The organism is Streptomyces sp. CAI-85, assembly GCF_013363615.1.
GTDB classification, from domain to species: domain Bacteria; phylum Actinomycetota; class Actinomycetes; order Streptomycetales; family Streptomycetaceae; genus Streptomyces; species Streptomyces antibioticus_B.
The window spans coordinates 248163-260867 of record NZ_JAANNX010000003.1; the positions used below are offsets into that span (position 1 = coordinate 248163).

Genomic DNA, 12705 nt, shown 5'->3' on the forward strand with positions numbered 1-12705 from the left:
GGCTCCCGCATTCCGGGACGTACTTGACTGCGCCCGCCATCTATCGTCAGCCTGACCGTATGCCTGAGGAACTCCTTCTCCACGGACGGGTCCACATCGACCTGGCCCGTACCGCGAGCGCGCGCTGTCCGGGCGGTTGAGCACCCACGGACCGGCACCCCGTTTCCCGCAGAAGGACAACTCCATGACGGCCACGCCCGATCTCCGCACCGCTCAGCTCGCCTCCCCCGACCTCCTGCGCTCCGTCTTCCGCCGGCACGCGGCCGGTGTCGCCGTGATCACCGCGTCCGGCGCGGGCGGACCTGCCGGTTTCACCGCCACCTCCCTCACCTCGGTCTCCGCCGAACCGCCGATGCTCTCCTTCGGCATCGGCACCGGCGCCTCCAGTTGGCCCGCGATATCCCGCGCCGAGCATGTGGGCGTCCACCTGCTCGGCGAGCATCAGCGCGACCTCGCCGCCACGTTCGCCCGCAGCGGAGCGGACCGCTTCGGCGCCCCCACCGTCTGGCGGGAGGGACCGCACGGCGTGCCGGTCCTGGACGACGTCCTTGCCTGGCTGGTCTGCCGGATCGTGGCCCGGGTCCCGGCCGGTGACCACCGCATCGTCCTGGCCGAGGTCGTCCTCGGCGACCCGGCGGGCGCGGGCCGTCCGCTGCTCTACCACCAAGGCCGCTTCACCGCGCTGCGGGATTGATCACTGCCCCTGCGCCTGCGAGGACGTCGAGTTCCGATTACGCTGCGTTGCAGACGTCACAGTTCAAAGCGCTTGCTTAGCGGGCAGGAACTGGGTGTACTGACGAGTAATATTTCGTTCGGAGCGCGGGTCGCCCCGATCGGGATCGGCCGCTTGTGGCGCCTATGCTGCCTGGAGAAAGGCAGCCGAGAACTGACGATGCAGTAGGAGAGCCGGCGTGAGCTTGAGGATCGTTGTCACTGTGAAGTACGTGCCCGACGCCACTGGCGACCGGCACTTCGCCGATGACCTGACCGTCGACCGGGACGACGTGGACGGTCTGCTCTCCGAGCTCGACGAATACGCCGTCGAGCAGGCGTTGCAGATCTCCGAGAACTCCGACGACGACGTGGAGATCACCGTTCTGACGGTGGGCCCCGAGGACGCCAAGGACGCCCTGCGCAAGGCGCTGTCCATGGGCGCCGACAAGGCGATCCACGTCGAGGACGACGACCTGCACGGCACCGACGTCATCGGCACCTCCCTGGTGCTGGCCAAGGCCATCGAGAAGGCCGGCTACGACCTGGTCATCTCCGGCATGGCCTCCACCGACGGCACCGCCGGCGTGGTCCCCGCCCTGCTGGCCGAGCGCCTGGGCGTCCCGCAGGTCACCCTGCTGTCCGAGGTCTCCGTCGAGGACGGCACGGTCAAGGGCCGCCGGGACGGCGACGCCGCCTCCGAGCAGCTCGAGGCCGCCCTGCCGGCCGTCGTGTCGGTCACCGACCAGTCGGGCGAGGCGCGTTACCCGTCCTTCAAGGGCATCATGGCCGCCAAGAAGAAGCCGGTGGAGTCCTGGGACCTGTCCGACCTCGACATCGAGGCGGAGCAGGTCGGCCTGGAGGGCTCCTGGACCGCGGTCGACGTCGCGAACGAGCGCCCGGCCCGCACCGCCGGCACGATCGTCAAGGACGAGGGCGAGGGCGGCAAGCAGCTCGCCGAGTACCTCGCGAGCCAGAAGTTCATCTAAGGCTCGACACGCCCACCGCCGCCCCTCAACTTCGTTTCGCAGGAGAGCAATCCCATGGCTGAAGTCCTCGTCTACGTCGACCACGTGGACGGTGCCGTCCGCAAGCCGACCCTCGAGCTGCTGACCCTCGCCCGCCGCATCGGCGAGCCCGTCGCCGTCGCCCTCGGCGCCGGTGCCGAGAACACCGCCGCCACGCTCGCCGAGCACGGCGCCGTGAAGGTCCTCACCCACGACGCGTCCGAGTACGCCGACTACCTCGTCGTACCGAAGGTGGACGCGCTCCAGGCCGCCGTCGAGGCCGTCTCCCCGGCCGCCGTCCTCGTGCCGTCCTCCGCGGAGGGCAAGGAGGTCGCCGCCCGGCTGGCGCTGCGCATCGGTTCCGGCATCATCACCGACGCCGTCGACCTCGAGGCCGGCGACGAGGGCCCGGTGGCCACCCAGTCGGTGTTCGCCGCGTCCTTCACCACCAAGTCCCGGGTCTCCACCGGCACTCCGGTCATCACCGTCAAGCCCAACAGCGCGGCGGTCGAGGCCGCCCCGGCCGCCGGTGCGGTCGAGGCCCTCGCGGTGACCTTCTCCGCCCAGGCCACCGGCACCAAGGTCACCGGCCGCACGGCCCGTGAGTCGACCGGCCGTCCGGAGCTGACCGAGGCCGCGATCGTCGTCTCCGGCGGCCGTGGCGTCAACGGCGCGGAGAACTTCGCGATCATCGAGGCCCTCGCCGACTCCCTCGGCGCGGCCGTCGGCGCCTCCCGCGCCGCGGTGGACGCGGGCTGGTACCCGCACACCAACCAGGTCGGCCAGACCGGCAAGTCCGTCTCGCCGCAGCTCTACATCGCCAACGGCATCTCCGGCGCCATCCAGCACCGCGCCGGCATGCAGACCTCGAAGACCATCGTGGCCGTCAACAAGGACGCCGAGGCCCCGATCTTCGACCTGGTCGACTACGGCGTCGTCGGCGACCTGTTCGACGTCGTCCCGCAGCTCACCGAGGAGATCAAGACCCGCAAGGGCTGATCGCCGCCAGGCTGTACGAGGCCCCCGTGACCGCACCGGTCACGGGGGTCTCGGTCCGTCCCGGGCCAGACCGACAGGGCTCAGGGCAGGGTCAGCGACGCCAGTACCGGCAGATGGTCGCTCGGGTACTGCCCGGCCGCGGCGAACGTGTCGGCCCACGACCGGTGCACGGTGACACCCGGGGTCGCCAGGATCCAGTCGATCCGCTCCCCGTCGGCCCGCAGCGGCTGGTACCCGTGGAAGGTCCCGTAGGCCGGCCCCCGGCGCGCCGCCGTGTCCCAGGTGTCCACGAGTCCGCAGGCCAGCAGCGTGTCGTAGGCCGGACTGGCGTGCGCGGCCGCGTTGAAGTCGCCGGTCAGCAGGACCGGCAGAGCCGGTCCGAGGCCGCGGATCCGCTCGGCGATCAGGGCGGCGCCACGCGCGCGTGCGTACGCGCTGCGATGGTCCAGATGGGTGTTGAGGACGTGGAACTCCCGTCCGCCGTCCAGCCGGTCGCGGAAGCGGACCCGGGTGACCAGCCGGGGATAGGCCCCGCCCCAGGTCTCGGAGCCGGGCACGGTGGGCGTGTCGGAGAGCCGGAACACGTCGTGCTCGACGGCGTCCAGCCGGCGGACGTCGTAGTAGACGGCGGTCGACTCCTCGTTGCCGCTGCCGGGCGTGCCGATCCAGTCGTAGTGCGGTCCGAGGTCGCCCCACACGTTCCGCAACTGGGTGAACTGGCCCTCCTGGGTGCCGATGACGTGCGGCGCCGCCCGGCGCAGCAGGGTGCGCATGACGGGGCGGCGGACCGGCCAGGGGTCGCTGACGGCGGGCACCCGGAGGTTGAAGGTCATGACGCGGAGCGGCGCCGCCCGCGGCGGTGTCCCGCGCGGCGCGAGGCCCTGGTGGCGGGGCTGGGACGCCGCGGCCGTGCCGAGCAGCGGTACGGCGGCCAGGCCCGCCACGAGCGTCCTCAGCCCCGTCCGCCGCGTCGGCCCCGCACTGCCGGTCATGTGTCCCCCTTCGCCTCGTGAGCCAGGATGGAGGTGGGCACGGCCGTGCGGAAGGGGCACGGGGTGCGGGAGTGATCACAACGAGCACGGCGGTCATCACGGGTCACGGCCCGGACAGGGGGTGTTGACCCGCAGGACGGTCCACGGCAAGCTTCGGTCCAGGTGTTCAACAAAATGTTGATTCCTGGTGCGGGTGCGGGCGAAACGGGAGGGCGCGGCATGGGTCAGGGTCAGGGCCGGCAGGAGAAGGTCGCGACGAGCCTCGCGGGCGCCGTCGGCGAGGAGATCGGCGCCTCCCTCGCCCCCGTCGACGCCGAACTCGCCCGCCGCTACCCGGGCGACCCCGGTACCCGCCAGCCCGTCCACACCGTCTACGTCCCCGGTGACCTCCTCGCCGCCGACACGGTCCGCTCCTGGGGCGACCGGGCCCTCGCCGCGCTCGACGAACACGCGCCCGACGCCGCCTCCTTCGCCGCCGTCCTCGGCCTCTCCGACGACCTCGCCGAGCCCGTGTACACGCGCGTGCGCGCCAAGCTGGAGCGCGAACCCGTGGAGGACCTGCGCGTCGACTTCGAGGACGGCTACGGCCCCCGCCCGGACGCCGAGGAGGACGAGACCGCCGCCCGCGCGGCCCGCCTGGTCGCCGAGGCGCACGCGCGCGGCACCGCGCCCCCGTACACGGGCATCCGCATGAAGTGCATGGAGGCCGCGGTGCGCGACCGGGGCATCCGCACCCTCGACATCTTCCTCACCGGCCTGCTGGAGCACGGCGGCCTGCCCGGCGGACTGCTGCTGACGCTGCCCAAGGTGACCTACCCCGAGCAGGTCACCGCCATGGTCCGCCTCCTCGAAGCCTTCGAGAAGGCGCGCGGGCTGGAGGCCGGCCGGCTCGGCTTCGAGATCCAGATCGAGACCAGCCAGGCCATCCTGGCCACCGACGGCACCGCCACCGTCGCCCGGATGATCCAGGCCGCCGAGGGCCGGGCCACCGGACTGCACTACGGCACCTTCGACTACAGCGCCTGCCTCGGCGTCTCCGCTGCCTACCAGGCGAGCGACCACCCGGCCGCCGACCACGCCAAGGCGGTCATGCAGGTCGCCGCGGCCGGCACCGGCGTACGCGTCTCGGACGGCTCCACGAACGTGCTGCCCGTCGGCCCCGCCGAGCGGGTCCACGACGCCTGGCGGCTGCACTACGGCCTCACCCGGCGCGCCCTGGCCCGCGCCTACTACCAGGGCTGGGACATGCACCCCGGCCATCTCCCGACTCGCTACGCGGCCGTCTTCGCCTTCTACCGGGAGAGCTTCGCCGCGGCCGCCGAGCGCCTCGCGCGGTACGCGAACCGGACCGGCGGCGACGTGATGGACGAACCGGCCACCGCCAAGGCGCTCAGCGGCCATCTGCTGCGCGGCCTGGACTGCGGCGCCCTCGACCTCGCCGAGGTGACCGGGGCGACCGGGCTGACCCGGACGGCCCTGGAGGGCTACACGGCACCCCGGCGAGGTGATCTGACGGCTACGGCGCGATGAGCGCCGGTCCCTGTGCGGGGTTACCGCGCGGGGAAGGTGTACGGACGGGTGATGATCTCCATCCCGTGCCCGGCCGGGTCCAGGAAGTACAGGCCCCGGCCGCCGTGATGATGGTTGATCTCGCCAGGCTGCCGGCCCTGCGGATCCGCGAAGTACGTGATCCCGGCCTCGGTGATCCGCTCGAAGGCGGCGTCGAACTCGTCGTCGGAGACGAGGAACGCGTAGTGCTGGGTGACGATCGACTCCGCGGGGACGGTGGCGAAGTCCAGGGTGACGCCGTTCGCGGTGTCCACGGGGACGAACGGGCCCCATTCGGTGCCGACTTCGAGCCCCAGCACACGGGCCAGGAACTCGGCGGACTCCCGGTTGTCACGGGAGTGGACGATGGTGTGATTCAGTTCGACGGACATGTGTGGAATGCCTCCGTAAGGCAAACTCACGGGCGCCTCCATGCCTCACCCGGACGGTGACCGACACGCGATGCCGTACCCGGATCTTAGCCACACCGCAGATCCTCGAGACCGGAACGCGTCACCATCTTCTCCTCCGCGAACAGCCGCGTGCCCCGGTCGCAGAGCCCCGCGTCGGCCCGCGCACGGGCCACGAACTCCTCCGGGGTCACCCCGAACAGGATCCGCAACGCCGGTGATCCCGCGAGGAGTTCGGAGATCAGCGCCCGCTGCCCCGGATGGCCGCGCGGCGCCCCGGTGCCGTCGTGCAGAACGCCATGGCGATTCACGTACGAGAACACCTCGGGGAGTGTCTCGCCGTTCTCCAGCTCGACCCTGAACCGCGGCGCGGACAGCGCGACCCGGTCGTAGTTCGGCTCCGTGGCGTCCACGACGGCGAGTTGGGCGTCGTCCAGCCAGATGACGAACAACTCCCGCTCCCTGCCCGGGGCTTCGACGGGGGAGGCGGACATGTACCCCAGGAGGCTCACATGTGCGGAGACGCCGACCTCGACACCGGTGACCCGGGACTTCACCATCGGGACGGCCGAGCGCACGCCCGACACGGCCAGTTTGTACCGCAGTTGGGCGGGGCTGGCGTTGGAGCCGACGGCCAGGACCGGGGTGCGGTCACGGTAGGAGAGGCGATCCAGCGGGAGCAGCAGATCGCCGTCGAGCAGCCCCGATTCCGTGGGCCAGGCGCCGGGATACGACAGCGGCTGGTCGCGGGGCGACCCGGCCAGGCCCAGGGCCTCCAGGGTGCGGTGCGCGTGCCGTGCGTCCATCGCGGCTCAGTCCGCCGGGGGCAGTTCGCCGGAGCCGCGGGCGATCAGCCGGGTGGGGAGTTCGATCCGCTCGGGGGTGACGGGACCGCCCTCCAACTGCCGGAACAGCCGCTCCGCCGCCGTCCGGCCCAGGGCCGCCGGGTCCTGCGCGACCACGGTGACGCCCGGCTGGAGGAGGTCGGCCAGCTCCAGGTCGTCGAAGCCCACCAGGGCGACCTGGCGGCCGCGCTCGGCGAGGACCCGGATCACCGTGACGGTCACCCGGTTGTTGCCCGAGAAGACGGCCGTGACCGGATCGGGTCGGTCCAGCATCTCCTCGGCGGCCCGGCGCACCCGCCGCGGGTCGGTGACGCCCAGGGACATCCACGCGTCCTCGACCGCTATCCCGGCGTCCTCCATCGCGGTCCGGTAGCCGCGCAGCCGCTCGGCGGCGGTGTGGATGCGCGGCATGTCACCGATGAAGCCGATCCGGCGGTGGCCGTGCGCGATCAGATGGGCGACCCCCTCGCGGGCACCGCCGAAGTTGTCCGACAGGACGCAGTCGGCCTCGATACGGCCGGCCGGACGGTCCACGAAGACCGTGGCCACGCCCGCCTTGATCTCCGGTTCCAGATAGCGGTGGTCGTCCCCGGCCGGGATCACCACCAGGCCGTCCACCCGGCGGGCGCACAGCGCCAGCGCCAGCTCCTGCTCACGCTCGGGGTCCTCGGCGCTGGAGCCGTTGATGAGCAGCGTGCCGTGCGCGCGGGCCACCTCCTCCACGGCGCGGCCCAGGGCGCCGTAGAACGGGTCGGCGAGGTCCTCCAGGACCAGGCCGACGCTCGACGTGCGGCCCTTGCGCAGGACGCGGGCGCTGTCGTTGCGCCGGAAGCCGAGGGCCTCGATGGACTCCTGGACGCGCCGCTCGGTCTCGGGGGTGACTCCCGGCTCGCCGTTCACCACGCGTGAGACCGTCTTGAGTCCCACTCCGGCACGGGCGGCGACGTCCTTCATGGTGGGACGGTTGCCGTAACGGCTGTCGGGGCGGCGGGGCGTCTCGGGCACGGTGCGGTGTCCTGTCCTGTCGTCCACGGGAGGCTCCGGCCACGCCTCTTCCACAAAATGTTGCGAGGGGATGCGCGGGTCCCTGGGGTTGTATGAGGATGTGGCGTCGAGCATAGAGCCTGGACAACGTTGTCAGAGTCGGGGGACACTGTCCAACGCCATCTCCGGCCACGCGTCCCCCAGCGCTGCACCGGCCGGGCCTTTTCCATGGTTGACGGGGAGAACCGAGACCTTGATGCAGACCGACCTCGTGGCCGCGCTCGACATCGGCGGCACCAAGATCGCCGGGGCGCTGGTGAGCGGCGACGGCACGATCCTGGTGCGCGCCCAGCGGCCGACGCCCGCGCGGGAGAACGGCGAGACCGTCATGCGGGCCGTCGAGGAGGTGCTGGCCGAGCTGACCTCGTCACCGCTGTGGCCGCGGGCCTACGCCCTCGGCATCGGCAGCGCGGGCCCGGTGGACGCCTCCCGGGGCACGGTCAGCCCGGTGAACGTGCCCGGCTGGCGCGACTATCCGCTGGTCGACCGGGTGCGGGCGGCGGCCGGGAACCTGCCGGTCGAGCTGATCGGCGACGGCGTGGCGATCACCGCGGCCGAGCACTGGCAGGGCGCCGCGCGCGGCCATGACAACGCCCTGTGCATGGTCGTCTCCACCGGGGTGGGCGGAGGTCTGGTCCTGGGGGGCCGGCTGCACACGGGCCCCACGGGCAACGCCGGCCACATCGGTCACATCAGCGTCGATCTGGACGGCGACCCCTGTCCGTGCGGTGCGCGCGGCTGCGTCGAGCGCATCGCCAGCGGGCCCAACATAGCCAGGCGGGCCCTGGAGAACGGCTGGGTGCCCGGCCCCGACGGCGACACCTCCGCGGCCGCGGTCGCCGCCGCGGCCCGTACCGGCGACCCGGTCGCGCGGGCCTCCTTCGACCGCGCCGCCCAGGCCCTCGCCGCGGGCATCGCGGCCACGGCGACCCTTGTCGAGATCGACATCGCGGTGATCGGCGGCGGCGTCGGCAAGGCGGGCGAGATCCTCTTCACCCCGCTGCGCCGCTACCTCGGCGACTACGCCACCCTCTCCTTCGTCCGCCCCCTGACGGTGGCCCCGGCCCGCATGGGCACGGACGCGGGCCTCGTGGGGGCGGCAGCGGCGGCGCTGGCGGGGGTGGCGGCGGCGGGGGTATGAGGGGCGGGTTCTGAAGGAACGTTCCGGTGGGGCGGGGCGGGGGCTGCGGGCGGCGTTCACGTGTGAACCGGGACGCTTCGGGGGGCCTCGGCGAAGATGTGGCCCACCGGCGTGGGCCGGACGCCCGGGCCCCACGTGGGCTGCTGCCGCCGTAACCGCCCGGCCGGGTCCTGCTTCAGGGCCTTCCGGTCGGCAGGGCGTTCGCTCCGGGCCACGACTCCGCCTCCGGAGGGAAACGCGTGACCCCCGGGGCCGTCCGGCAGTTGGGGCGGGTATGAAGAAGCGCAGCATGCTCGCCATCGCCTCCCTCGCCACCGGGTTTGTCGTCGCGGCGATCACCCCCTCGCACGGTCTCGGTGCCGAGGACCTCGATCGTCTGAACGTCGGTGACGCCCTCAGCGAGCTGGACCACACGGTCGCCAGCGACAGCCTGGCCGTCGAGGACGACGCGCTCGGCCAGGGCGCCTGACGCCGCACGCCGGCACACAGCGGACATCGGCGCCGGTGCCCCGTGGGACAGGGGCACCGGCGCCACGGCGTTCATGTGACCTGAACGCGAACTGGTTTCCGTGGCAGGGTGGAGCGGGCAAGCCACAGGGGGCCAACAGAAGAGGGGGAAACGTGACCGTCGTTTGGATCAACGGCGCGTTCGGTGCGGGAAAGACCACCACCGCACGGGAACTGATCGACCTGCTCCCGAACAGCACGCTCTTCGACCCCGAGGTCATCGGCGCGGCGCTTCCGCACCTGCTGCCGCCCAAGCACCTCGCCGAGGTCGGTGACCTCCAGGACCTGCCGATCTGGCGCCGGCTCGTGATCGACACCGCCGCCGCCCTGCTCAACGAGGTCGGCGGCACCCTCGTCGTCCCCATGACCCTGCTCCGCCAGGAGTACCGGGACGAGATCTTCGGCGGTCTCGCCGCCCGCCGTATCCCGGTCCGCCATGTGCTTCTCGCCCCGGCTGAAACGATTTTGCGGGAGCGGATAGCCGACCGCGAGATACCGCCCGAACTCCCCGACGGCGAGATACGGATCCGCCAGTGGTCCTACGACCACATCGAGCCCTACCGGGCCGCGCTGGCCTCCTGGCTCACCGCAGACGCGCATCTCATCGACACCGGGCCTCTCACCCCGAGCGAGTCCGCCGCCCGGATCGTCGAGGCCGTCGGCAGCGGCGCCGCACCGGTCTGCGAGATCGTGCAGACCCCGGAGCCCACCGCCGAGACACTGGCCGCCGGGGTGCTGCTCTTCGACGAACAGGACCGCGTGCTGCTGGTCGACCCGACCTACAAGCCGGGCTGGGAGTTCCCGGGCGGGGTCGTGGAACCCGGTGAGGCTCCCGCGCGCGCGGGGATGCGCGAGGTCCAGGAGGAGACCGGGATCCGCCTGACCGACGTACCCCGGCTGCTCGTCGTCGACTGGGAACGGCCCCTGCCACCCGGATACGGCGGCCTGCGCCTCCTCTTCGACGGCGGACGCCTCGATTCCGCCGACGCCGAGGAACTGCTGCTGCCCGGCCCCGAACTGCGCGGCTGGCGCTTCGCCACGGAGGAGGAGGCGGCGGGCCTGCTCCCCCCGGTCCGCTACGAACGCCTCCGCTGGGCCCTCCGCGCACGGGAACGCGGCGCGGCGCTGTACCTGGAGGCGGGGGTACCGGTCGGCTGACCGCCGACCGGCTCGCACCGGCACCGACCTGCGCCTGGCTGGACGTCGACCGACCGTCGGCGACCTGGGCGCTGCGCGCGCGGGGTAGGCCACCTATCTGCACCGGCCCGCACGGAACCAGTCCGTACAGACATCGGCCTTCCGCCTGCGCGGGCGCCGCTCCCCGCACGGCTTTGTGGCCGCAGCGCGCGGGGCGGGGTTCCCCGGGGGGGCTTGGTCGGCCGCTTGCCTGTCGGCAACGCAGAACACGCGCGCGTGCCCGTTCCGTCGGCACGTGTACGTCCGACGCCTGCCGGCGGGTCCGCCGCCAAGGCCACAAGCTCGGCGCCGCTTCAGGAGAGCGGTCGGTCCGGCACGGCGGCGGTGATCGGCCGAGTGCGCCGCTTACGAAGTAGGTGCCGCTGCACGGGTGTCTCCCGCCCACGCGCGCGTGCCCGTCCCACCGGCACGCGCGCGTGGCCCCCGGCCCGTCGACTCAGCGTCGCTCGAAGGGGTGTGGGGTCCGACCAGGGGATCAGCGGCAGGTGGCGCCGGTCCCCAGTTCGGCTCACGCCTTCCGCGAGCGCTCGACGGCCTGCTGAACAGCATGTGCGGGGTACGGCGCGTGCGGGTGAAGCGCCCGTCGTTCGAAAGGTCACCATGCTGCACCTGGCCGCAGGCCAAGGCCCGCGGCCCCACGACGGCGTCCTGAACCCGCTGCACGTCGCGTCCATGTCCCGTCGGGTCCGCCGGAGCCCGGCCGTCCGCTGGGTGCAGCCCAAAGGGCGCGGGCCGGTGCTGTGGTCGCCCGGTGCGCCGCGCCCGCGTGGCCGCCCGACCTGGCCGCCGGCCCGGCACCATACAGAAGCGGTGCGCTGCCGCCAGGGCTCAGGTGACCCCAGCGGGCGCCGCAGCCCCGCCCCCCTCAGCTCCCCGCGTAATTCCGCAGGAACAGCGCCTCCGCCACCGACAGGCGCTCCAGTTCCGACGGGGACACGCTTTCGTCCACCGCGTGGATCTGGGCCTCCGGCTCGCTCAGGCCGATGAGGAGGATCTCCGCGTTCGGGTAGAGGGCAACGAGGGTGTTGCAGAGGGGGATGGAGCCGCCCTGGCCGGCGTACTGCATCTCCTGGCCGGGGTAGGCCACCGCCATCGCGTCGGACATCGCCGCGTACGCCGGGCTGGTGGTGTCCGCGCTGAAGGGCTGGCCCTGGCCGATCTGTTCGGTGCTCACGCGCGCGCCCCACGGAATGTGGGCCTCCAGGTGGGCCTGGAGCAGCTTCGTCGCCTCGGCCGCGTCCTGGCCCGGCGGCACCCGCAGGCTGATCAGCGCGCGGGCGCTCGCCTGCACCGACGGGGTGGCGCCGACGACCGGCGGGCAGTCGATGCCGAGGACGGTGACGGCGGGCCGCGCCCAGATGCGGTCGGCGACCGTGCCGGAGCCGATCAGCTCCACACCGTCCAGCACCTTGGCGTCCTGGCGGAACTGCTCCTCGTCGTACTGGAGTCCGTCCCAGCGGGCGTCGTCGGTGAGGCCGTCCACGGTCGTCGAGCCGTCCTCGGCGCGCAGCGAGTCCAGGACGCGGATCAGCGCGCCCAGCGCGTCGGGCGCGGCGCCGCCGAACTGGCCGGAGTGCAGATTGCCCGCCAGGGTGTCGACGCTCACCCGCAGCATGGTCATGCCGCGCAGGGTGGAGGTGACGGTGGGCAGACCGACCCGGAAGTTGCCCGCGTCGCCGATGACGATGGCGTCGGCGGCGAGCAGCTCGGGGTGGGCCTCGGCGTACCGCTCCAGACCGCCGGTGCCCTGCTCCTCCGAGCCCTCCACGATCACCTTGACGTGGACCGGGACGCCCCCGTTCGCCTTGAGGGCGCGCAGCGCGAGCAGGTGCATGATGACGCCGCCCTTGCAGTCGGCGCTGCCCCGCCCGTACCAGCGTCCGTCGCGCTCGGTCAGTTCGAACGGCGGGGTCGTCCAGGCCGCGTCGTCCAGCGGGGGCTGCACGTCGTAGTGCGCGTACAGGAGCACGGTCCTGGCGCCCTCGGGTCCGGGGAGGTGGCCGTAGACCGACTGGGTGCCGTCCGGCGTGTCGAGGACGGCGAGATCCTGGAAGCCCTCGGCGCGCAGCGCGTCCACGATCCAGGCGGCCGCCGCCTCGCTCCCGCTCCTCGGGAACTGGTCGAAGTCCGCCACCGAGGGAAAGGCCACCAGTTCGGTGAGCTCCGCCTTCGCCCTGGGCATCAGCGAGGCGACGGTCTCGGCGACCGGATTCGACGACATGGGCACGCTCCTTGTGGGTGCGACGTTGTACGGGGTGACACGGGTCCGTTCGGGGGACCGTGCGAGCGTACGCGGTGCCGGGA

General features: G+C 72.7%; 12 protein-coding genes. 7 read left to right on the forward strand and 5 right to left on the reverse strand.

Annotation, left to right across the window (positions count from 1 at the left end; genetic code table 11):
* Positions 1 to 184 precede the first annotated feature (184 nt).
* From G6W55_RS06675 to G6W55_RS06685, 3 genes are all read left to right on the forward strand, one after another.
* Positions 185 to 694, forward strand: coding sequence for a flavin reductase family protein (locus tag G6W55_RS06675; RefSeq protein WP_175519851.1), 510 nt, complete (start codon positions 185 to 187; stop codon positions 692 to 694).
* Positions 695 to 911: 217 nt separating this feature from the next.
* Positions 912 to 1700: an electron transfer flavoprotein subunit beta/FixA family protein gene (locus G6W55_RS06680; RefSeq protein ID WP_030786977.1), complete on the forward strand. Its 789-nt coding sequence runs from the start codon at positions 912 to 914 to the stop codon at positions 1698 to 1700.
* Between the two features lie 54 nt (positions 1701 to 1754).
* Positions 1755 to 2717, forward strand: a complete 963-nt coding sequence (locus tag G6W55_RS06685) for an electron transfer flavoprotein subunit alpha/FixB family protein (RefSeq protein WP_030786980.1) — start codon at positions 1755 to 1757, stop codon at positions 2715 to 2717.
* An 80-nt stretch (positions 2718 to 2797) separates the two neighbouring features.
* On the opposite strand, the gene G6W55_RS06690 is transcribed toward G6W55_RS06685, so the two are convergent.
* On the reverse strand, positions 2798 to 3709 hold the full coding sequence (locus G6W55_RS06690; RefSeq protein ID WP_175519852.1) for an endonuclease/exonuclease/phosphatase family protein: 912 nt from the start codon (positions 3707 to 3709) through the stop codon (positions 2798 to 2800).
* Positions 3710 to 3928: 219 nt separating this feature from the next.
* Here G6W55_RS06690 and G6W55_RS06695 point away from each other — a divergent pair, with 219 nt between their 5' ends.
* Positions 3929 to 5239 (forward strand): DUF6986 family protein, encoded by a 1311-nt coding sequence (locus G6W55_RS06695; protein WP_175519853.1) that lies wholly within the window; start codon positions 3929 to 3931, stop codon positions 5237 to 5239.
* A gap of 20 nt (positions 5240 to 5259) precedes the next feature.
* On the opposite strand, the gene G6W55_RS06700 is transcribed toward G6W55_RS06695, so the two are convergent.
* From G6W55_RS06700 to G6W55_RS06710, 3 genes are all read right to left on the reverse strand, one after another.
* Positions 5260 to 5649 (reverse strand): VOC family protein, encoded by a 390-nt coding sequence (locus G6W55_RS06700; protein WP_175519854.1) that lies wholly within the window; start codon positions 5647 to 5649, stop codon positions 5260 to 5262.
* Positions 5650 to 5735: 86 nt separating this feature from the next.
* Positions 5736 to 6473 carry a hypothetical protein gene (locus G6W55_RS06705; RefSeq protein ID WP_175519855.1) on the reverse strand — a complete coding sequence of 246 codons (738 nt, stop codon included), beginning with the start codon at positions 6471 to 6473 and terminating at the stop codon, positions 5736 to 5738.
* A gap of 6 nt (positions 6474 to 6479) precedes the next feature.
* Complete coding sequence (locus G6W55_RS06710) at positions 6480 to 7544, reverse strand: LacI family DNA-binding transcriptional regulator (protein ID WP_309243649.1); 1065 nt, start codon at positions 7542 to 7544, stop codon at positions 6480 to 6482.
* 208 nt (positions 7545 to 7752) lie between these two features.
* Here G6W55_RS06710 and G6W55_RS06715 point away from each other — a divergent pair, with 208 nt between their 5' ends.
* The 3 genes from G6W55_RS06715 to G6W55_RS06725 all read left to right on the forward strand — a co-directional run bounded on the left by G6W55_RS06715 (position 7753) and on the right by G6W55_RS06725 (position 10362).
* Complete coding sequence (locus tag G6W55_RS06715; protein WP_175519857.1) at positions 7753 to 8697, forward strand: ROK family protein; 945 nt, start codon at positions 7753 to 7755, stop codon at positions 8695 to 8697.
* A gap of 274 nt (positions 8698 to 8971) precedes the next feature.
* Positions 8972 to 9166, forward strand: coding sequence for a hypothetical protein (locus tag G6W55_RS06720; protein WP_030787004.1), 195 nt, complete (start codon positions 8972 to 8974; stop codon positions 9164 to 9166).
* 152 nt (positions 9167 to 9318) lie between these two features.
* Positions 9319 to 10362: an NUDIX hydrolase gene (locus tag G6W55_RS06725; RefSeq protein WP_175519858.1), complete on the forward strand. Its 1044-nt coding sequence runs from the start codon at positions 9319 to 9321 to the stop codon at positions 10360 to 10362.
* A gap of 904 nt (positions 10363 to 11266) precedes the next feature.
* Here G6W55_RS06725 and G6W55_RS06730 read toward each other — a convergent pair.
* Positions 11267 to 12622 (reverse strand): dipeptidase, encoded by a 1356-nt coding sequence (locus G6W55_RS06730; protein WP_175519859.1) that lies wholly within the window; start codon positions 12620 to 12622, stop codon positions 11267 to 11269.
* Between the last annotated feature and the right edge of the window lie 83 nt (positions 12623 to 12705).